Source organism: Bradyrhizobium sp. sGM-13, from assembly GCF_018398875.1.
GTDB lineage: Bacteria > Pseudomonadota > Alphaproteobacteria > Rhizobiales > Xanthobacteraceae > Bradyrhizobium.
This window is the reverse complement of record NZ_JAGWDK010000008.1, coordinates 278,423-298,621: the sequence shown is the minus strand read 5'-3', so window position 1 is coordinate 298,621 and position 20,199 is coordinate 278,423. Positions and strand designations below refer to the sequence as shown.

18 protein-coding genes and 1 pseudogene are annotated in these 20,199 nt (G+C 59.2%); 9 read left to right on the top strand and 10 right to left on the bottom strand.

From position 1 onward, the window contains the following. Nucleotides 1-40: 40 nt before the first annotated feature. Nucleotides 41-486, top strand: a pseudogene (locus KJQ96_RS15030) (IS110 family transposase); the annotation flags it as partial. Here KJQ96_RS15030 and KJQ96_RS15025 read toward each other — a convergent pair. After that, the gene (locus KJQ96_RS15025) at nucleotides 429-2,330 is read right to left on the bottom strand and encodes a winged helix-turn-helix domain-containing protein (protein ID WP_213287351.1); all 1,902 of its coding nucleotides are present in this window, start codon (nucleotides 2,328-2,330) and stop codon (nucleotides 429-431) included. The pseudogene KJQ96_RS15030 and the gene KJQ96_RS15025 sit on opposite strands and share 58 nt — an antisense overlap. Nucleotides 2,331-2,747: 417 nt before the next feature. Here KJQ96_RS15025 and KJQ96_RS15020 point away from each other — a divergent pair, with 417 nt between their 5' ends. The 4 genes from KJQ96_RS15020 (at nucleotide 2,748) to KJQ96_RS15005 (ending at nucleotide 6,118) form a co-directional block, all read left to right on the top strand. Then, nucleotides 2,748-3,740 carry a zinc-dependent alcohol dehydrogenase family protein gene (locus KJQ96_RS15020; RefSeq protein ID WP_213287350.1) on the top strand — a complete coding sequence of 331 codons (993 nt, stop codon included), beginning with the start codon at nucleotides 2,748-2,750 and terminating at the stop codon, nucleotides 3,738-3,740. Between the two features lie 48 nt (nucleotides 3,741-3,788). Then, entirely contained in the window at nucleotides 3,789-4,088 is a 300-nt protein-coding gene (locus KJQ96_RS15015) for a tautomerase family protein (protein ID WP_213287349.1), read from the top strand. Between the two features lie 137 nt (nucleotides 4,089-4,225). Continuing rightward, a complete protein-coding gene (locus KJQ96_RS15010) occupies nucleotides 4,226-5,050 on the top strand; it encodes an alpha/beta fold hydrolase (RefSeq protein WP_213287348.1) in 825 nt (274 codons plus the stop codon). 102 nt (nucleotides 5,051-5,152) lie between these two features. Further along, the gene (locus tag KJQ96_RS15005) at nucleotides 5,153-6,118 is read left to right on the top strand and encodes an MBL fold metallo-hydrolase (RefSeq protein WP_213287347.1); all 966 of its coding nucleotides are present in this window, start codon (nucleotides 5,153-5,155) and stop codon (nucleotides 6,116-6,118) included. Between the two features lie 737 nt (nucleotides 6,119-6,855). Here KJQ96_RS15005 and KJQ96_RS15000 read toward each other — a convergent pair. From KJQ96_RS15000 to KJQ96_RS14965, 9 genes are all read right to left on the bottom strand, one after another. After that, nucleotides 6,856-8,178: a hypothetical protein gene (locus KJQ96_RS15000; protein WP_213287346.1), complete on the bottom strand. Its 1,323-nt coding sequence runs from the start codon at nucleotides 8,176-8,178 to the stop codon at nucleotides 6,856-6,858. Nucleotides 8,179-8,425: 247 nt separating this feature from the next. Next, on the bottom strand, nucleotides 8,426-9,013 hold the full coding sequence (locus KJQ96_RS14995; RefSeq protein WP_213287345.1) for a hypothetical protein: 588 nt from the start codon (nucleotides 9,011-9,013) through the stop codon (nucleotides 8,426-8,428). A gap of 860 nt (nucleotides 9,014-9,873) precedes the next feature. Continuing rightward, nucleotides 9,874-10,563 (bottom strand): TAXI family TRAP transporter solute-binding subunit, encoded by a 690-nt coding sequence (locus KJQ96_RS14990; protein WP_213287344.1) that lies wholly within the window; start codon nucleotides 10,561-10,563, stop codon nucleotides 9,874-9,876. Continuing rightward, a complete protein-coding gene (locus KJQ96_RS14985; RefSeq protein WP_213287343.1) occupies nucleotides 10,560-11,171 on the bottom strand; it encodes an ABC transporter substrate-binding protein in 612 nt (203 codons plus the stop codon). The genes KJQ96_RS14990 and KJQ96_RS14985 overlap by 4 nt, the downstream gene beginning before the upstream one ends. A gap of 171 nt (nucleotides 11,172-11,342) precedes the next feature. After that, nucleotides 11,343-11,651 carry a hypothetical protein gene (locus tag KJQ96_RS14980; RefSeq protein WP_213287341.1) on the bottom strand — a complete coding sequence of 103 codons (309 nt, stop codon included), beginning with the start codon at nucleotides 11,649-11,651 and terminating at the stop codon, nucleotides 11,343-11,345. After that, the gene (locus tag KJQ96_RS14975) at nucleotides 11,648-12,463 is read right to left on the bottom strand and encodes a DUF2092 domain-containing protein (RefSeq protein WP_249734075.1); all 816 of its coding nucleotides are present in this window, start codon (nucleotides 12,461-12,463) and stop codon (nucleotides 11,648-11,650) included. The genes KJQ96_RS14980 and KJQ96_RS14975 overlap by 4 nt, the downstream gene beginning before the upstream one ends. Before the next feature lie 64 nt (nucleotides 12,464-12,527). Beyond that, nucleotides 12,528-12,785 (bottom strand): hypothetical protein, encoded by a 258-nt coding sequence (locus KJQ96_RS40210; protein WP_249734074.1) that lies wholly within the window; start codon nucleotides 12,783-12,785, stop codon nucleotides 12,528-12,530. 251 nt (nucleotides 12,786-13,036) lie between these two features. Then, nucleotides 13,037-13,378 carry an antibiotic biosynthesis monooxygenase family protein gene (locus KJQ96_RS14970; RefSeq protein ID WP_213287339.1) on the bottom strand — a complete coding sequence of 114 codons (342 nt, stop codon included), beginning with the start codon at nucleotides 13,376-13,378 and terminating at the stop codon, nucleotides 13,037-13,039. Between the two features lie 204 nt (nucleotides 13,379-13,582). Then, nucleotides 13,583-15,019, bottom strand: coding sequence for a sigma 54-interacting transcriptional regulator (locus KJQ96_RS14965; RefSeq protein WP_375293171.1), 1,437 nt, complete (start codon nucleotides 15,017-15,019; stop codon nucleotides 13,583-13,585). Here KJQ96_RS14965 and KJQ96_RS14960 point away from each other — a divergent pair. From KJQ96_RS14960 to KJQ96_RS14945, 4 genes are all read left to right on the top strand, one after another. Beyond that, nucleotides 14,954-15,169, top strand: a complete 216-nt coding sequence (locus KJQ96_RS14960; RefSeq protein WP_213287337.1) for a hypothetical protein — start codon at nucleotides 14,954-14,956, stop codon at nucleotides 15,167-15,169. The genes KJQ96_RS14965 and KJQ96_RS14960 overlap by 66 nt on opposite strands. A 380-nt stretch (nucleotides 15,170-15,549) precedes the next feature. Further along, nucleotides 15,550-17,004, top strand: a complete 1,455-nt coding sequence (locus KJQ96_RS14955) for a DUF1254 domain-containing protein (RefSeq protein WP_213287336.1) — start codon at nucleotides 15,550-15,552, stop codon at nucleotides 17,002-17,004. 82 nt (nucleotides 17,005-17,086) lie between these two features. Then, nucleotides 17,087-18,592, top strand: a complete 1,506-nt coding sequence (locus KJQ96_RS14950; protein WP_213287335.1) for a DUF1254 domain-containing protein — start codon at nucleotides 17,087-17,089, stop codon at nucleotides 18,590-18,592. Nucleotides 18,593-18,723: 131 nt separating this feature from the next. Then, nucleotides 18,724-20,109 carry a DUF1254 domain-containing protein gene (locus tag KJQ96_RS14945; protein ID WP_213287334.1) on the top strand — a complete coding sequence of 462 codons (1,386 nt, stop codon included), beginning with the start codon at nucleotides 18,724-18,726 and terminating at the stop codon, nucleotides 20,107-20,109. Nucleotides 20,110-20,199: the final 90 nt, after the last annotated feature.

Below are 20,199 nucleotides of genomic sequence, written 5' to 3'. Positions count from 1 at the left end.
GTGATTGTTCAACAACGAATCACCGGAGGGGGTCGTCCACATGCAGGTTAGCACCATCGGCGTTGATCTCGCCAAGAACGTGTTCCAAGTGCACGGCGTGGATAGTGCGGGCAAGGTCGTCATCACTCGTCAGTTGCGGCGCAAGCAGGTCATTGGCTTCTTTAGCAAGATTCCCCCTTGCCTGGTCGGCATGGAAGCCTGCGGAACCGCTTATCATTGGGCGTGTGAAGTCTCCAAGCTCGGTCACACCGTGCGTCTGATGCCGCCGAGTTACGTGAAGGGCTATGTCAAACGGTCAAAAACGATGCTGCCGACGCAGCCGCCATCTGTGAAGCCGTGACACGCCCATCAATGCGGTTCGTGCCGATTAAGTCGGCCGATCAGCAAGCCTTGCTGATGTTGCATCGAACGCGGGATCTTTTAATCCGTCAGCGCACGCAGCTGATCAATGCGCTCCGAGCCCACCTTGCCGAGTTCGGCCTCGTTGCGGAGACGCTGAGCAACCGGAACTGGTAAACTCCGTCGTCCAGGGTTTCGGCAATCTCAAATGCGCGCTCAAGCGCGGAACGCGCCTGCTCACTGTTGCCTCGGGTGAACATCAGGGAATAGCCGAGTTCGGTAAGAAGCATCATTTCACAACGCGACCCCCGCGTCGCGTCGTCGATGACCCCAAGTGCGCATTCGCACCATTTTTGGCACTCACCGAGCAGCGACAGCCCGACGAACAACTGAGCAGAGCCGGCCGCGAGCTGCAGTCCAAGGTTTGCATCCCCGGCCTCGGAGAAACTCCATCCCAGCGCGGCCCGGATATTTCCGAGGTACTCGGTACCTGGAGCGTTAAACGGCCGCGGTGCTATTGGCGAACCGCTTTCGCTGCGCGCAACTTTTTCCTGATAGTGGAGCGCGTGGCGACGGGCAGTCGCGTCTGCTTCGCCGCTCTCTTCGAGTTTGACCTGTGAATAGGCGCGTGTGGTGTCCAGAAGCCGATATCGTCTCAATTCCTTATGGGTGTCGATAAAGACAAGGGACTTCCCGACCAGGTGGGCCAGCGCCTCAACCACTCTGCCCCGGTCGGTGTGGTCGTCAGCCGCAACCGATTGAGCTTCCTCCAGCGTGAATGGGCCGACGAAGACGGATAGGCGCCGCAGCACAATGCGCTCGCGATCCGAAATCAGATCATGACTCCATTCCAGTGTCGCATTCAGTGTTTGATGTCGCGGCATGGCTGTGCGGCGGCCCTGCCACAGCAGCTTCATTCGGCTGTCGAGCAGTTCGGCGGTTTCCCGCAAACCGTATGTGCTGACGCGACCGGCTGCGAGTTCGACAGCAAGCGCGATGCCGTCCAGCTTGCGGCAGATATTGCCGACGATCTGTGCATCCGCGTCGCTCAGCTCGCGTCGGTGACCTCCTGCGACAGCCCGTTCAAGGAACAGGTGCGCAGAAGAGTATTGCAGTAACTGGTCGACGCTGAGGGTGCGGTCGGCCGGCGGAACACTCAGCGGCGACAGCGTATACACGTGTTCGCCCTCGACGCGGAGCGGCTCACGACTCGTAACCAGAATGCTGACGCGAGCGGCTCCCTGGAAAATGGCCTCGGTGATCGCGGCGGCCGAGTCGATGACATGCTCGCAGGAATCGAGGACCAGCAGCATCTGGCGATCACGCAGGTGTCCGATGATGCTGGAAGTCGGATCGTCCGATTGAACCATGAGCCCCAGGGACGCAGCCAGTGTATGCGGCACGGAATCCAGCGCCTTGAGCAAACCGAGATCGAGGAAGCAGATGCCATCTTCTAATCGTTCGATCTCCTGATGAGCGGCGGCAAGCGCGACCGTGGTCTTTCCGATGCCGCCGGGCCCGTGAATTGTTGCGAAACGGTGTGAAGCCAGAAGTTCCGCGATAACGCGGACATCATCATCGCGTCCGATGACCCGAGCCGGTCGGCGCGGCAGGCCGCTGACACGTTCGGGGGGCGGATCGAACGAAATCTTCTCCAGGGCCGCATTCCGGCGCTCGGCCTGACCAACGAAGCAATAGCCCCGTCCAGCCACGTTCGTGATGTAGTTTGCTCCATCCCGGCCATCGCCCAAAGCCTTGCGGAGGTTCGCGATGTGAACGCGCAAGCTGCTTTCCTCCACCGTCACGTCAGGCCACACCTCGGCAGTCAGCTGCTGCTTCGACATGATGTTGCCGGCGTTCTCGATCAACAGGATGAGGAGGTCGAGTGCTCGACCGCCGAGCTGCACATGCGCATCCTGTTTGACAAGCCGTCGTTGCGAAGGAAACAAGCGAAACGGACCAAATTCAAAGCATGGCAAAGCGGAGCTCATCGCGTCCCTTTGCGGCGATCAGTTCGGATCAGGAATATCTGACACGTCAAGCAAATGCCTCACAAACAAACACGCAATACAAGCCGGCTCGAAACGAGCGCGTTCCCAAGCATATTCTGATGGTACTGCAGTTAGAAGCAAAAAAAGCCGCAGCCGGTTGCATCATTGTAGCGCCCGCGGTTCGACAAATTCGCGGTGCCGGTTCGATGTCACAACCGCCGGTGGAGCGACCACGAGTTCTGTGAAAGCCATGGGGGCAGGCCTGGCCTCGGGTGAGATCGTGCATCGGCCGGGCCTCGGCGCGCCCATCACAACAACTCACAACGATTTACTGGCTTCGGTTGGGCTGCGGCGGCCATTGTTCCTGGCGACGCTGGCACTCGGCAAGCGGCTGTTCACGAAGCAAGAAGGCAGATCATGACTACGAGAACTCCAATGGATGCCGTCATTTCCTATGGACCCGATGCGCCACTCGTCCGCGAGATACTGGCTCGACCAGAGGCCGGACCGGGCCAGGTGCTGGTTCGTGTCAAGGCGAGCGGCGTCAATCCGCTCGATCTCAAGATCCGGAGTGGAAAGGCGCCTCATGCCAAGCATCCGCTGCCCGCGGTTCTGGGGATGGACCTCGCCGGGACGGTTGAGGCCGTCGGAGTCGACGTTACCGCTTTTGCACCCGGGGATGAGGTCTATGGGCTGACCGGCGGGATCGGCGGTCTGCAGGGATCTCTGGCGGAATTCGCCGCGGTGGATGCGGATTTGCTGGCGCCAAAGCCCGCCAACCTCACGATGCGCGAAGCGGCCGCGCTCCCGCTGGTCTTCATTACGGCGTGGGAAGGCCTGGTCGACCGTGCCCGGGTCCGTGCAGGACAAAAGGTCCTGGTTCAGGGAGCCGGCGGCGTTGGCCAAATGGTCATCCAGATCGCCCGCGCCTTCGATGCGGAGGTCTACGCCGCCGACAGGGCTGCTCAGCGCAGTCAGATCGAACAACTCGGCGCCACCGCCATCGATCGTCACTGCACCACGGTCGAGGAGTATGTGGACGATTACACCAAGGGCCGCGGCTTTGACATTGTCTACGACACCGTCGGCGCGCTGGATCCCTCGTTCAACGCGGTCATGCGTTTTGGTCACGTCGTTAGTTGTCTCGGCTGGAGCACCCATTCGCTTGCTCCGCTCTCATTCCGGGCGGCGAGCTATTCCGGCGTATTCACGCTGCTGCCGATGCTGACCGGCCAGGGTCGAGAACGGCACGGGCAAATTCTGCGCGAGGCAACGCGGCTTTCGCAAGCCGGAAAGATAGCGCCACGTCTCGACCCGCGCCGATACACCTTGGATTCCGTAGCTGAAGCCCACCGTGCCATCGAAGATCGCAGCGCCGCGGGCAAGATCGTTATCGATATCGCCCAGTAACCAACCCACTACCAACCCAACCACCCACGCCCAACAAGGAGAATTGTTATGCCGTTCGTTAACGTCAAGCTGGTTGATGGCGTCTTCACGCCGGAAGAAAAACACGCCATGGCCAAGGCCCTAACCGATGTGATGGTCAAATTCGAGGGATCGGAAGCCTTCCGCGAAGTTGTGTGGGTCCTGATCGAGGAACTCCATACCGATGGCTGGCACATCGGCGGACGTCCGTTCGATGGACCGAAGTCGCTGATGAACACGCTCGGAAAGTCGAAGGCGATCTACGAGACCATCGATGGGCATCCGACCACGCGCCAGGAACTTGCCAGCGCTGCCCCCGTCCGCAGCTAACGCGTTCGGCGGTTCAATCTGCCTGAAGAGCTAAAATATCTGCCGCTTCCGCTGCAGGTCCATCGAACGGCGCTCTGGCCGCGATAAGCGAGCTAGGCGGATCAAAAATTTCATCAGCAAAAAGAAGGACCACGACGATGAATACCATCACAACCAAAGACGGCACACAGATCTTCTATAGGGATTGGGGTTCGGGCCAGCCCATCGTCTTCCATCACGGCTGGCCCCTCAGCGGAGACGATTGGGACAATCAAATGCTGTTCTTTCTCCAGCAGGGGTATCGCGTGATCGCTCATGACCGGCGCGGCCACGGTCACTCCACCCAGACCACCAAAGGCAACGACATGGACACCTATGCGTCCGATGTCGCCGAACTTGCGGCGCAATTGGACTTGAAGAACGCGATCCATGTCGGGCACTCGACCGGTGGCGGCGAGGCGGTGCGGTACGTTGCGCAATACGGGAAGGGCCGCGTCTCAAAGGTTGCGATCATCAGTGCCATTCCGCCCGTCATGCTGAGAAGCGCAGCGAACCCGGGTGGAACGCCGATCGAGGTCTTTGACGGTTACCGGAAGGCGCTCGCAGCCAACCGCGCGCAATTCTACCTCGACGTCGCGAGTGGTCCCTTCTACGGGTTCAACCGACCGGGAGCGACAATCCTCGAAGGCATGATCCGAAACTGGTGGCGCCAGGGAATGATGGGCAGTGCGCTGGCGCACTACGAGTGCATCAAGGTTTTCTCGGAGACAGACCTCACGGATGACCTCAAGAAGATCGACGCGCCGATCCTCATCATGCATGACGACGATGACCAGGTCGTGCCGATCGCTGATTCCGCGGAACTATCGATCAAGCTCGTGAAGAACGGAACGCTCAAGATCTATCAGGGTCTTCCGCACGGGATGTTCGCAACCCATTCGGAGATCATCAACAGGGATCTGCTTGCGTTCATCCAGGCATGATCACACGCAGGCTGGCCGAAGACGAGAGGCCCCGGTCAGCCTGTCCCTACCTTAACAGCCATTCGAATGTCAGCGCCATGTCGCCGGCAAGGGAGACACGTCATGACCAACGTATACAAGCTTTCACGCCGCGGATTCTGCCTTTGCTGCATCGGAGCAACCACGATGGCCGCAGCAGGCGGCTGGTTAAGCCCGCGGCAATCCTTCGCAAAAGCGAAGGGTATTGTGGAAATGATTCGCGCCGATGCCGCGAAGGCCTCCATCAAGATCTACAAATTGCGTGGCAATGTTGCGATTCTCGAGGGATCGGGCGGCAACATGGGCGTGCTCACGGGATCCGACGGGACGCTTTTGGTCGACGCCGGCATCACGGCGACGCGTCCACGGATCATGGAGGCTCTTGCCAGCCTCGACAACGCCCCGGTGAAGCATCTCGTCAACACGCATTGGCATTTCGATCACGCCGACGGCAACGAATGGATCAGTCGAGAGGGAGCAAAGATCCTCGCCCACGACAACACGCGCAAGAACCTGATGGCCGCGGTGCGCGTGGAGGACTGGAATTTCAACTTCCCCGCCGCACCATCCGCCGCCATCCCGACCGAGACGTTCTCCGGCGAAAAAACCGTCGTGTTGAACAAGTCGACCCTGCTTCTCAAGCACCATCCGAATGCGCATACCGACGGTGACATTGCCGTCACATTGGCGGAAGCGAACGTGTTGCATGCCGGCGATATCTATTGGAACGGCATCTATCCGTTCATCGACTACTCGACCGGTGGAAGCATCGATGGCACGATCCGTGCGGTGGAAGCTATGCTTTTGGATACAAGCGACCAGACAATCATCGTTCCCGGGCACGGCCATCCGGTAAGCAACAAGTCGGAGCTCAGGGATTATCGCGAGATGCTCGTCGCGATCCGCGATCGGATTGGCACGCTGAAGAGGCAGAAGCGAACTCTCGAGGAGATCATTGCGGCAAATCCAACGGCTCCCTTTGATCAGAAATGGGGTCAGTTCGTTATCACCCCGGCCTTCTTTACGAAGCTTGTTTATGAGGGAGTCTAACGTAGTGAATAGACTCGATAGAGCCATTCAGCCGCGTTCATGTCTCCCGGCACTTTTCTGAAGTGACCATCGGGGTCGATCACCTTCGCTGTTTGCGAAAGAGTGGAATCGCATTTCGAGGTCGTGGGTCAGCTTATGGCGCAAAGTGGTCTATCACGAAACATGGTCGACCGTTGACGGGCCGTACGACGAACAAAGCGAGCAGTGCGGTTTCGCCTGTTCGTGCGACATTTCCGCCAAGTCTACGATCAGAGAGGAGAGACCATGGCCCAATCGAACGGGAAACATTAATTTGCGGGGCGCTGGACTACGGCAATGAGCGACGGAGCAGGGCGTTTCTGGTGCGGTGGCTCAACGGAGTGATGAAGCAACAAAACTAAGCCGTTGATTTTCTGGTGGGCCCGGCAGGACTCGAACCTGCAACCAGACCGTTATGAGCGGCAGACAATCGACCGGCTTCGTTGATTTTCCTGCATTTTCGTCCGATTTCGATCGCGTTTGTTGTGGTTCAGAGTGGCCGTTTCTGGTGCGAAACTGGTGCGGTGCTTAGGAGCCGCGAATGAAGCACCCAATATGGCCGCCGTTGGACCTGCTGACTACGAATCTGGGGGTCAGGAGTTCGAATCTCTTTGGGCGCGCCATTTTTCTACCACTCCAGAACAATGACGGGTACCGAGGGCCCGTTGCGACCCGCTCCTGTCCCGAATGGCGCCGCTGCAAGGTCGTCGTGAGCCCGACTATGCGAAGTGAAGCCAGGGTCCGGCACGGTCCTCACGGTTGCGAGGTGTAAAAAGCGTCGAGGGCAGCCTTGATGTTGCGCTCGCGATTGGCCGGTATCGACGTCTGGGCGTGGACATAGCGCGTGCCGCGCAGGATCTCGTCGACCGGAATATCCCGGCTGTAGCCGTCGAGGATATGATCGAAGGGCACCGGACGCCCGCCGTAATTCGTCCGGACGAAATAGCCGTGCACGATGCCCGCGAGCAGTTGGCTTGGCGCTCGGCAGTATCGACGATTCCGGCTACGCGGAAGAGGTCGCGATAAAGCGTGCGGCCGCCGACGGTCGTGACAGGCTTGTTCTTCAGCTGGCCGAGATAGAGCGCGTAGTGGAAGAGATTCGTCGCGAGCGGCATCAGCCGATCCCATCGTGGAGCGTCCGCGCCGTTCCAGAAAGTGACGTTGGCCGGGAGCGGTAAAAGACCGCGCTCGCCGAGCGAATGCTGAGCTTCCGGATTGACGAAGCCGCCGCACTTGATCCCGGCCTCGGCGAAGATGATGACCCACAAGTCGACCGAGGTGAGCGGAAGCATGCCGGCGCCATACTGGTTCGTGAGCCGGGCATTGATCTCGGCGCGGAGCCGCGTGAACTGCTCGCGCTTGGTGCTCAGGAAGATGGGCTTGGTGAGGCCAGCGCTCGTGAGGCCGGTCGCCCAGCCGTCGCCGCTCTCCAACTGAAATTCGGGCACGCCGAAAACGGTTTGGAGGCTTTCCTCCACAGCGCGCTCGCTCGTCGCGGCCTTGGAGCCGCCGAGCGACAGCCGCATGACGACGGGCCGGTTGTCGGCGATCTTCCGTATGAACTTGTCGACCGTTCGCTCCTTCGCCACGTGAAAAAAGCGATACCGCTCCTCCGACGGCGAGAGATCGCCCGTGACGAAGATCCGGTCGATCGGGGAATGCTCCGAACGCAGGTACGAGAAGGCGCCGCCGCGCAGCTCGTCATTGGCCGCGAAAGGTGAATATCCTTTGCCGAGAGCCGTCAGATCCCGGGGTTCGAGTGGCGGCTCGGAATTAGTGCTCTCACACCAACTTCTCCGCACACTGCGGCCCGGCGATATCCCCATCGCGTGGTGCGGCTTATAAATCACTAGCGGAGCCGTGGGCGAACACGCCACAAATTGGGCGAAGTGCTGGCGGCACTGGTCGGGTACTCGCGCGAAAGACACGAGAGGACAGGCGGATCGCAGCCGGTCGCGAGCGAGTCCGGCTGCTCGGTGTGAAGTTTGGCGCAGCCCAAGCCCTCGCCGGAGCAACAAAGTCAGGGGCTTCGCCGACGCCAATCCGGAGGGCACCTGAAGTCAATAGCTGCCTGTTTCAAGGTCAGCTCGACGATGATATCCAGGCTCAAGCCGAAAGCGTCTAGAAGCGCCTCCTAGCGCGGTTTCCGGGTCAAGCCACGGGCACAATGCCCAGACCTGGGCGTTGGCAATGGCCGGCCCATTGCGCCGTCACGGCGGCACGTCAAGGGCGGCTTGCCGCGCGTATCACCTTTGATGTGGCGAAGGGACGGCGCTGCCCCGGCAAGGATCACTCGGCCGAGTTCACGCGGATTTCGGATTGGACGAGCCTGCATCCCTTAGCTTCGGCGCAGCGGTCCATCGGAACAACGAGCATCTCCCTCAACCTGCGTTGCTTCTCTCCTTGGGAAAAAGCGGGCGCTAACTGGTCGGCTCTTCTCCGAATCTCACGTTCCAAAGCGGCTCGCTGGTCAGGAGTAAGAGCCTTCCCAGCCGTCATTAAAAGGAAACCAACTAGGTCATGCCGCCGTAAGTCCAAATCCAGAATGATGAGCCCGAAAGGACCATCGGGGATGCTCACCCGCTTGAAAATGCAATCATAGCTGTTCTGGCAAAGCGAATATTGCTTCAAGTTCACATACCGCATGCTGCATTCCGGAGGCGTTTCCAAACGAACGACGCAGACCGCCAGATCCGGCGCATTTTTGTGGGGGATGGGAATGGCCGCCGGACCGCGCCCCCCGCCAAGGCCTGAAATGCCGTCCCAGGGTTCTCCGTTGGCCTTCGTGTGGTCGGCCGCCACGGTGATGCTGATGGGTTTCCCTTCCCCGGCTAGGCAGTAGGCGGGGAACACCAAAATGAACAAAATGGCCCACAAAGAGCGTCGGCTTATGCGCGAATGCCAACTACCGACTCGGTAAGAGCGCCTGAACAAGCCCAACTGGTGTATTTGCATATGGCGCATCCGACAGGTTTTTCCTGACCCGGACTCGCGGTTCATTGATGATCCCTTTGCGAGATCAACATATTCTCGCGTACGGAGGCGTCAACGCCTAAGCGAAAGCTCTATGGCAGAGCGCCTAAGAGAGGTACTTGTGGACTAAGCGGATTTTGATTCCGCCATTCGGAGGTTCGATCCCTCCCGCCCCAGCCAGCACTTAAGCTGCTGAGTTCGTTATGTAAGCAACTCTAGTCCCCCAATTTTTTGGGCGCGCTTGGAAAGCAAATGAAGCAAAGCCGGTGTCTTCTGACGAGGTATCCACGCCAGTGTGGAACGAAAGCACGTGCGGGCCGCGAGTCGTGCCGCAGACGTGGCTTTGTGATCTTGGAACGTCGACACTGACGCCATCACCATGGATGAACGTGTATATGACCTATGGGAAGTTTCGAAGAACGAAATCTTATCCAAGAACATTCATCCGGCCGATCTGGAAAGGGGCAGGTCTGCATTTGCCGCCGCGAGTGCCGTAGGTGCTTGCGAATGATCTCTGGATTCTATCAGGCAGCGATGTCGCTGGATCCCCGAGCGGCGCGAGAAATACGCTGGTCGGGGAAGATCGGAAGTGAAAGGACCACAGTCAGAACGATACGAATGACCTGAGAGATACGCTGGACACTTTTACGCTCGATGACGATGGCTCACCGCGGCTTATTTCGGCATTTCCGGTTTTGACGTAAACCTGATGCTCCACCAGTACTGCGCGTGGGGAAACTGACTCGCGGCTTCATGCGTTCCCCTCAATCAGCTGCGCTGACAGCGTCGCTCCTTGCAAACGTGCTCCTGCGAAAATTGACCAGGTGCTCCAGCCGGCGCGCGGCCAAACTCAAAGCGGCTGCATCCCCGGCCTGGAAATCGCCCTTTGAGTATCGCGTAAGCTCGTGTTGTAGAATGCTGTCGATGTCTTCTTCGATCAAATCCAAATCTGCTTCGCTACGAGCGAGGCGGATTCGACCTGCCAGGGCATAGAGCTGATCCAGCGGGCTTTCGACTTTCTCCTTCACATCAAGTCCCATGAACTTCCACGCCGCCGCCAGCACCGAAGCCAGGGCGCCGAGCAGCATCGGCCCATAAGAAAGTACGTTGCCATACTGATCGAAAAAATCCTGTTCGGTGCCGTCGAAATAGGCTGCGGCTCCCGGATGAATCGGGAGGAAGGCATCTTTGTCAGTACTCGGAGTCCCGATCTGCGCGAGGACCGGAAACTCGCCGAGCAGGTCTCGGCGGGTCTCCATGACGACTTTGGCCAATTCGGAAACCACGCCATCTTTGAGTTTCTTGTTGGCTACAAGGTAATAGGCCACACGCAGGGTCGTCATGTCGTCTTCCGGAATGGGAGGTGAGCCTTGCAAGGTGCCTTTCGGAAGGTCGAAACTTTCGTAGACGTGCCCAAGGTTGGCAATTGCCTCCGCCGATTCGATCGGGATCAATGCTGGTTGCGCTTCGGGCTTCGCTCAAAGAAGTTTCGGACGATGGAAAGATACTGTTCGGTCAGCGGAATCACCACGAGCAACGCATTCACCTGTTTCGATTGAAGCGCTTGCTGGACATCGGAAAGGGCGAGATCCCTGAATCTCACTTTGGCACGGGTCAAATCGTAAACTTTGGACAGGGCCTCAACCAACGCGTGATTGACCTCTCCACCAACCACACCCACCGTTTTGCTGTCGAGATCGTCGATGCTTTCGATGGCGGAGCCGGGCGGGACAACGATCATGGCGACGCCGTGGGTGAGGAGCAGTACGGTTCGCGCCGCCGAGAGCTCACCGACGTCGGGCCGAACGACTGCGAGATCGGCACGACCTGACGAAAACGCCTGCGCGGCGCCGAGCGCGGTGCCGGTGTTTTCGATTTTAAGTCGAGTACGCGAGTGGGTGGAGGCGAGGCGGCTCGCGACCGTCGTCATCAACCGCGCCGACTCGCCATCAATCGAGCCAACCGCCACGCTCAACGTTAGCGGGCTCATCACGTAGCGATACACCAGCAGCGCGGCGCCCGCGACGAAAGCGATCAGGCTCGCTACAAGCGCAACGCGCATCCATCGCGACAAGCGGGGGGCAATCATTCGGGCTCTCCAGGAACGACACAGACTCAAATTTCGCCCGCTGCGATTTTCCCGAACTGCGAGGCTGCTAACCGGCGCGCGGCAAAAATACTGCGCTCCGGTCAGGCATGGTTCCAACATGTCTGCATTTGCAGAAAGGCAGCTTCACCGGCAGACGGTGACGATCTGTCCGTAAGCATTCACACCTTGCGTGCAGACCCGGGCGGGCGCGACCACGACAGGTGCGGCAACGGCAGCGCCGGCAGCGACGGCGCCCACGGCGACCGCGCGCCGCGTCGTACGCCGCGCAACGCCGGCGTAGCTCATCGGGGTCAGCGGGCGGCCGATTCTGGCTTCCGCTGACGATACCAGTGCTGAGCCGGCATCCCGTGGCATTTCGCCGTTCCAGCAAAGGCCGAGTGCGCCCACAAGGGCCGCGACCGAGATTCGAAGAGTAGTTGTAGTAGTTGTCATTTTTTTCCTCCTGCTACAATTCCCTGCGGGACTTCGTCGAAGTTTGCGAGCCCTTCGAGCGCCACCTTCTTTGCGCCTTGCGGAGCCGTGAATGCGAAGGCATCCGCCCCTGGGGCATCGGTCTTCCATTCCTTGATCCGGAGCGTGTATTGTGGCGCTCCTGCCACCGCCTTGCTCGTAATTACATATTTGAGCGGGATTGGATTAGCTTCGATTCCGATCCAAAGCTGCCAGTCCGAGTCCATGTTGCGGAAGGCGAGATGCTCGCATTCGACGCCGTCGATCACGCCGCGCCCGATATGCCTGGCGTCGATGACGTCGGCCATAAGGTGATCGAAGACATTCGAGAGCAGCAGATCAGCGCCCGGCGCCACGACGCCTTGCTCGCCCCTCAACCGCTCGACCAGCTGATCGACCGAGCCACCGGCTTCGATCTGCGCGAATAAGTTATCGTCCTTGGTGAAGGCGGTCAGGATCTTGCCGTCAAATACCAGTTCAGTATCGGCATAGCCGCCGATCCGCGTCACGCGCAGCTTGTCCGGCCGGCTCAACTGCAACTGACCGGAGTTAGTGAATTGAATCTTCTGCAGCTCCGAGGTGATCACCTCGATATCCGAATCGTATTTTATCGATATAGTTTTCTGGCCGGCGACATAGTCGGACATCTTGTGCAGGATCTGTTTGGCGTCGTCGCCCGGTTCTGCCGTCGCGTTCTGCGCCAGTGGCACCGTCATGGTCAGCGCCACGGTGGCGGCAACGCACAACCGCCCGATCTGGCTGCGGCTTCTGTTTCGACCATGGTCCTGCATCATGGGGCTTCCTCCTGGTTGAATTCTAGCAAGTAGCGGGACACCACCGCGGATGTCGCTTGGCTTATCAGCGCCTGCCAACGCGATTGACTGGACCACCGCGATTCATCGGGGTTCCAGGCCGCACTCCAACACCCGAAGCACCGAGGCCAGGCGTCACGACGGCTCGGGCAACCGGCCGCGGCCGCAGTACGACGCCGGGTCTTGCAACACAGCCGACAGGGTATGCAACATATTGGCAGTATACGACGGCACTGGCCTGCTCAGTGCCTGCGGCCAAGAACCCGCTTATCAGCACCGCCGATAACGCAATCGAAAATTTCATTTGGCGTCCTTTCAGGCTCTTCGTGGTCCGTCTCATAGGGTGATCTCCATTTTTGCATCCGCAAATTTCGACACTGCACGCGCCCGTCCGGACGACGCCGCATACATTTCGACAATGATCAGCGCTGCGTTGGCGGTAGCCGCCCAACTTGGCTGCGGCTATTCTTTCGATCGTAGTCCTGCGCCTTCCTCCCTGGTTGAATTCTCATGGCAGCGGATTGCTCTCCGCAAGATTGCCATGGGCGTGAATGGTCATCGAACCGACCCGGCGGGGCGGGCTCCATCAAAGGCCAGCGCTTCGACACCTTCCTCACGTTCGACGACATCAATGCGAACCACCGGCGCTTCGCTGGAGAGTTCGATGGCCGCGACAATTGCATTAAGCTTTGCGGCATCGAGATTGAGCTTGAAATATTCGCGCGACTCCCATTCTTCGACGAGCAGAATGGCCCTGCGTTTATCCAGATCGGCGTAGAGGCGGGCATCGAGACAGCCCGGCGCCACCCGGGTCGGTCCGAGCATCGAACCAAGACTGCGCAACAGGGCTGTTCGCATTTCATCGGGTGGCACAATCTGCATCGAGAAAACGATCACGGTTGCTTTCTGTCGCCGCCTGCAACGGCTCGAGCGAAGTTCTCTCGCCACTTCGCAAGAAGCGGGCCAACACGGCAAAGCGGATTGCAGACAAGGAAAACTTGCGGGAGATCAGCAGGATATCCGTGCGTTCTGAAATCGCCGATAAGCAGTCGCTGCAGCCAAACGCTCCGAAATATCGGAGCGCCTCCGAAATCTCGGAGGCTAGATGTGCTGCACGATTCCCAGCTTCTTCATGCGGGATTCAAGCGTCGTGGGCTTGACATCCAGTAGCTCAGCCGCTCCGTTGGAGCCGCGAATGCGCCAGCCGCATTGCTCGAGCACCTGCAGGATGTGAGTGCGCTCAGCGGCTTCCAGCGTGCCCGTCGTCGAACCGGCAGCTTGCGGTCGAAGGGTCGTGTGGCCGAGCTTGATATGCAGCGTCGGGCCGCGCGCCAGGATCATCGCGCGCTCGATCACGTTTCGGAGCTCGCGGATATTGCCGGGCCACGGATAATCCCGCAGTGCGGCCATCGAATCTTCTGCGATGTCCTCGATCGGTTTGCCCATCGAATTGCTGAACTCTTTGACAAAAGTCCAGGCCAGCAACGGAATGTCTTCGCGCCGCTCACGCAGCGGCGGAACTTCGATCGGAAATACCTCGAGCCGATAGTAGAGATCCTCGCGGAATTTCCCCTCGCTAACCGCTCGTGCAAGCTGCCGGTTGGTCGCCGCGATGATGCGTGCATCGACCTTGATGGTCCGCGCGCTGCCGACCCGTTCGAACTCGCCTTCTTGCAGCACGCGCAGCAGCTTCGGCTGCAGTTCGAGCGGCAGTTCGCCGACTTCGTCGAGAAATATGGTCGAGCCGTCGGCAATCTCGAAACGGCCCGGCTGCCGCGCCAATGCTCCGGTAAAGGCGCCTTTTTCCCGGCCAAACAGCTCGGATTCGATCAGGGTCGCCGGCAGTGCCGCGCAATTGATCTTGACCATCGGACGGTCCCGTCTGGCGCTGGCATCGTGGATTGCTTGTGCCAGAACTTCCTTCCCGCTGCCGGTTTCGCCGAGCAGCAACACGGTGGATCCGGTGCGCGCAACCTGCTCGAGCTCCTCGATGACAGCCTTGAAGCGTGGCGACCGGCTGGAGAGACCCCGCGGCAGTCTGCTCTGCGCGACCTGCCGGAGATATGTATTCTCCTGCTGGAGGCGGTCCTTGAGCGCCTTGATTTCCGCCATGGCGGCCAGCAGTTTCTCGTCCGACCGCTTTCGGGCCAGTGACTGTGCGAACACCTCGCCAATCAGTTTGAGCCGGGATATGAAATCCTCCGGCCAGGCGCGGGTTTCACGAAAGGCATCGAGGCCAAAATCTCCGAGAACGTCACCGCCGATGCGAAGTGGAATGCTTATGTTGGCGCGCATGCCGGTAGCCCGGCAATAATCTGCCTCGGCGAATGCCTCGGGCGGAAGGCTCTCCGGCAGGGATTGGTATGCCACAACTTCCCCGGCACGCATTTTTCCGAGGTACCAGGTGAGCTGTGCAGGAAATGGACCGAGCGGCAGCGGGTCAACGCCATCAACTGTGCTCGTGCATAAAATGTGGAGCGTGCCGTCTTCTTGAAATTCGCCAAAATTGCAGCGATCGAACCCAAGAAATTCGCGGATTCTGATCAGCGCAGCTTCGATTTCGAAGAAAACGTCTTTGCTGGGAACGTTTGCAAATCGCGCGGAGAGATCGGTCAAAAGCCGTTCAAATGCGAGACGCTCGTCATGAGAGGCGTCGGCCGCCGCAACAGCAAACGATTCCTCCATTAGCTTGTGTTCTGTTAGCGTCATGTGATGCCTTTGACGCAAAAATACGTGGCGAGTGAAGCCTCGTCTTTCTGAAGGATACGTTTAGCAAATAATTCGCGTTTTCGCCTCCGAAATGTTGGAGACGCTCTCCGAAATATCGGAGTCGTGAGCGTCCTCGATTGTGTCTGCATTATGAAGTTTTGGCTGCGCCCAATCTTAAGTTGTTAGTTTTGCTGGCTTCTTTGGCGGGCACAACCTGCGTCCCGTGTTTGGCATGATAACTGCCAATGAGCATGGTGAGAGCCGGGCGACCTCGAACGAGGTCGCGAACCAAGCGGGTAACGAACTGAACAGAAACACGCCTTGCAAAAAGCGTGGTCACCCAAAAAGGGGAGCCGATCATGAGGACTCTGACCGCACTTGCTCTGAGTACGCTTCTCTCGTCATCGGCGCTGGCGCAGGGCTTGCCGACCAACGGCGTGATCGATTCACCGATCGGCAAACTGGAAATCGTCAACGGCTTTCCATCCGATGCGACGGTGACCAAGCTTTTCGACAGCATGGACTTTCAGCGCGCCACGCAGGCTTACATCTGGGCCCTTCCGTATGTCGCAATGGCGGAGTGGCAGCGCCAGCAGCGCGAGATCTTCGGCGCCGGCGAACTCGACTATGTTGATTATCTGGATTTCAAGGACAAGCTCGGTATCCTGACGGCAAATGCGACGACGCCCTATACGATGGCGTTTCCCGACCTCGCCAAGACCGGCCCGCTCGTGTTCGAGATACCGCCGGGCCCGATCGCCGGTGGCATTCTGGATTTCTGGCAGCGGCCCCTCAGCGACACCGGTCAGACCGGGCCTGACAAGGGCAAGGGCGGTAAGTTCCTGGTGCTTGGACCGGGGCATCCTGACATCAAGCCGGAGGGCTACTTTGTTCTCCGCTCGGAGACCAACAATGTCTGGTCCGGACAGCGCGGCCTCGATCCGAATGTCGAAAAAGCCAAAGCGCTGGTCGCCCAGCTGAAGATCTATCCTTACGCGGACCGCGACAAGCGGCCGGACAGCAAGCATCTCGGGACCGGCGGCAAGCCGTGGGGCGCCTGGCAGCCGCGTGGCCTCGCTTATTGGCAGGAGCTGGCGCGCCTTATCAATCAAGAGCCGGCGATCGAGCGAGATCGCATGATGCTGGCCATGTTGGTGCCGCTCGGTATCGAGAAGGGCAAGCCATTTGCTCCGGATGAACGACAGAGGAAAATTCTGCTGGATGCCGTGGCAGTGGGCGAATTGATGGCCCGCGCCAACGCCTATCACAAGCGATTCCCCGGCGCGCTCGCCTATCCAGACAAGAAATGGGAGTACTTGCTGTTTTTGAAGGGCGTCAATCAGGAGGAGGCGAACTACACCCAACTCGACGAGCGCAGCTCATACTTCTACGAAGCCGTTGGCGTGACTGCCGGCATGATGGGCAAAACCGTCGGGTTCGGCCAAGCCTACCTCGAGGCGCAGAAGGACAAGAACGGCGCTTGGCTGGATGGCGGCAAAAATTACACGCTTCACGTTCCCAAAAATGCGCCGGTCGCGCAGTTCTGGTCGCTAACCATCTACGACAACGAGACCCGCGCGCTCATTGACACCGGGAGCCATCCAGACCGGTCGTCCCGCGATAACATCGTGACCAACCCCGACGGTTCGGTCGACCTCTATTTTGGGCCGCAGCCACCTTCAGGCAAGCCGCAAGGCAATTGGATCAAGACACTGCCGCAGAAAGGCTGGTTCACCTACTTCCGCTTCTACGGTCCCACTCAGGCCTATTTCGACAAGACATGGCAGTTGCCGGACATCGAACAGATGAATTGAGGATACATCCGTGGCACCCGCGACCCGGACGGCAAGCACACAACTTTCGGCATACGGCACCCGACCGGCAAGGATTATAGACATGCGAAACCTCACTTGCGCTGTTGCGCTCTCAGCTACGTTGGCCTGCGCCTTTGCGGCCAATGCGGCTTCGCCAAAGCCGAAAATGGCGACCGATATTCCGCCCGAGATCACCACGCCCGACAAGGTCGAAACCAGGATCGGCACGCTGAAGTTCTTCGACGGCATGCCGGACAAGGAAACCGTTGCCAAGACCTATGACAACCTCGATTTCCTGCGCGGTGTCGAGGTGTTTCTCAACTCGATGCCGGGCGCGTCGCTCTACGCCATGCGGGAAGGATTGCGTGGCGTCGGGGTCGATAACCAGACCGTTGCCGTGTTCGAAACGCTGGCGGATTCCAAATCGCTGTTCCTCACGCCCAATACCGAGACGGTTTATCTCTTCGGCTGGATCGATCTCAAGGATGGCCCGATCGTTGTCGAGACACCGCCAAATATTCTGGCGTTCGTAGACGATTTCTGGTTCCGGCACGTGACCGACATGGGTAACGCCGGTCCTGATAAAGGCAAAGGCGGCAAATTCCTGTTCCTGCCGCCGGGTTACGCCGGTCCGGTGCCCGAAGGTTATTTCGTGGCTCGTTCGACGACATTCGGCAATTGGCTCTTCGCGCGAGGATTCCTCGTCAACGGTGATCCAAAGCCCGCAGTCGAGAGCTTCAAGAAATCGTGGCGTCAGTATCCGCTGCCGAAGGCGGCCAACCCGCCGGAGACGAAGTTCGTCAACGTATCCGGCAAGGCGTTCAACACAATCCACGCCAACAATTTCAGATATTATGAAGAAATCGCTCACCTCGTGCAGGAGGAGCCGAAGGAGGCGATCGACCCGGAGACGCTGGGGTTACTTGCCGCCATCGGGATCGAAAAGGGCAAGCCATTCGCCCCGGACGCGCGGATGAAGGCAATCCTCACCGACGCAGCAGCTGTCGGCAACGCCACCGCCCGTTCCATCCTGTTCGCCAATCGCGACAAGGATTTTTATCTGTATCCGAACAGTTATTGGGAAACCGGCTTTCTTGGCGGCAGTCACGAATTTCTCAAGAATGGAGCGCGTTACCTCGATGCCCGCACGCGCTTTATGTATTACGCCACCGGCATCACTCCGGCGATGGCCGCGAAGATGGTGGGCGCCGGCTCGCAATACGCCGTCACGTTCCGCGATTCGAAAGGCGACTACCTTGATGGCGGAAAGAACTACTCTCTCCGTATCCCGCCGAACCCGCCGGTGAAGAATTTCTGGTCGCTCGTTCTTTACGACGGACAGACCCGCTCCGAACTACAGACCGATATGCAGTTTCCGAGCATCGGCAGCCAGAAGCAAGATCTCAAGGTAAACGCGGATGGCTCAGTCGATCTGTATTTCGGTCCGAAAGCGCCGGCCGGGAAGGCGAGCAACTGGGTTCAGACCATGCCGGACAAAAGCTGGAGCACGATCCTGCGCCTCTACGGTCCGCTCGACCCTTGGTTCGACAAGACCTGGAAGCCCGGCGATTTGGAACTGGTGAACTGAGTTCGCTTTCGGCGCAGCGCGGGAAACCCCGCGCTGCAGGCAAGGGCCGCTACGTGGGGAGAACCGATGCTGATCGTTGCTGGCTGCGCGCCAGCAACGAGCTTCGTCCAACGAACATCAAGGAGAAGACAATGAAGATCGCAAGTATGTTAACGGCTGCTGCTTTGATCGCCGCGACGTTGACGCAAGCCGGTGCTGCGGATGTCACACCGGCGCAGGCGCGGGCCATCGCCAAGGACGCCTATATTTTTGGCTTCCCGATGGTCGACAACTACAGGGTTGTGCATGCCTACTTCCTCGACCCTCAGAGCCCGGAATACAAGAAGCCGCCAAACCAGATCGCGAGCGCTGCAAACGTCTACACGCCCGAGGACAAGGCGGTCCAGACACCTAACTCCGACACGCCTTACTCTTATGCCTTTCTTGACCTGCGGGCGGAGCCGATCGTGCTGACAGTTCCGGCCATCTCGAAGGACCGTTACTACTCGGTGCAGCTCCTCGACCTCTACACGCATAATTTCGCCTACCTCGGGACGCGGGCTGAGGGTAACGGCGGCGGCAATTACCTGATCGCCGGACCGGGTTGGACCGGTGAGACCCCGACTGGAATCGCTAAGGTGATCCGGCCGGAGACGGAGTTTATTTTCCCGGTCTACCGGACCCAGCTCTTCGGTCCGGATGACATCGAAAACGTCAAGAAAATCCAGGCCGGCTACAAGATCGAGCCACTCTCAGCCTACCTCAAGACCAAGGCTCCAGCGACGGCGCCCGAGGTCAATTGGCCGAAACCGTTGACCGCTCAGGATCAGCGCACTTCGCCGGAGTTCTTCAACCTGCTTGCCTTCGTCCTGCAGTTCTGCCCCGTCAATCCTGCCGATGCCGATCTTCGCGCAAGCTTCGCCAAGGTCGGCGTAGAGCCTGGCAAGACGATCAACATTGCCGCGCTGTCGCCCGATATGCGCGCGGCGCTCGTAGGCGGCATGGAAGACGGCCAGAAGGAGATCAACGCGGTCCGCGCCGTGACGGCGGCCGCCGGCGACGTTCTCGGCGCTCGCACGCTTTTCAATGGCGACTGGGTCAGGCGGGCGGTTGGCGCTCAGATGGGAATCTACGGGAATTCAAAAGAAGAGGCCTACTACGTCGCATATCAAAAGGAAGCCGCCGGCCAGCCGTACGATGCTTCGAAAAAGAACTACACCCTGCATTTTGCGCCGGGCGCGTTCCCGCCGGTCAACGCCTTCTGGTCGATGACCATGTATGACCTGCCGGCTCAACTGCTCGTGGCGAATCCGATCAATCGCTATCTCATCAATTCGCCGATGCTTCCCAAGCTGAAGCTCGACCCGGATGGCGGGCTGACGATTTATATTCAGGCCGAGAATCCTGGCCGGGATAAGGAATCGAACTGGTTGCCTGCGCCCAAGAGTCCCTTCTTCGCTGTTATGCGCCTCTACTATCCGAAAAAAGAAGTCCTGACCGGTGCGTGGAAAGTGCCGCCACTCGAAACCGCGAATTGACAGACGTAAAGTGCAAGGCGGCGATCGACGCCGCCTTGCGTCCAACCGGGCGAACGCCGTGGTCAGCCGCATTCTCCCGAACGCGGACGG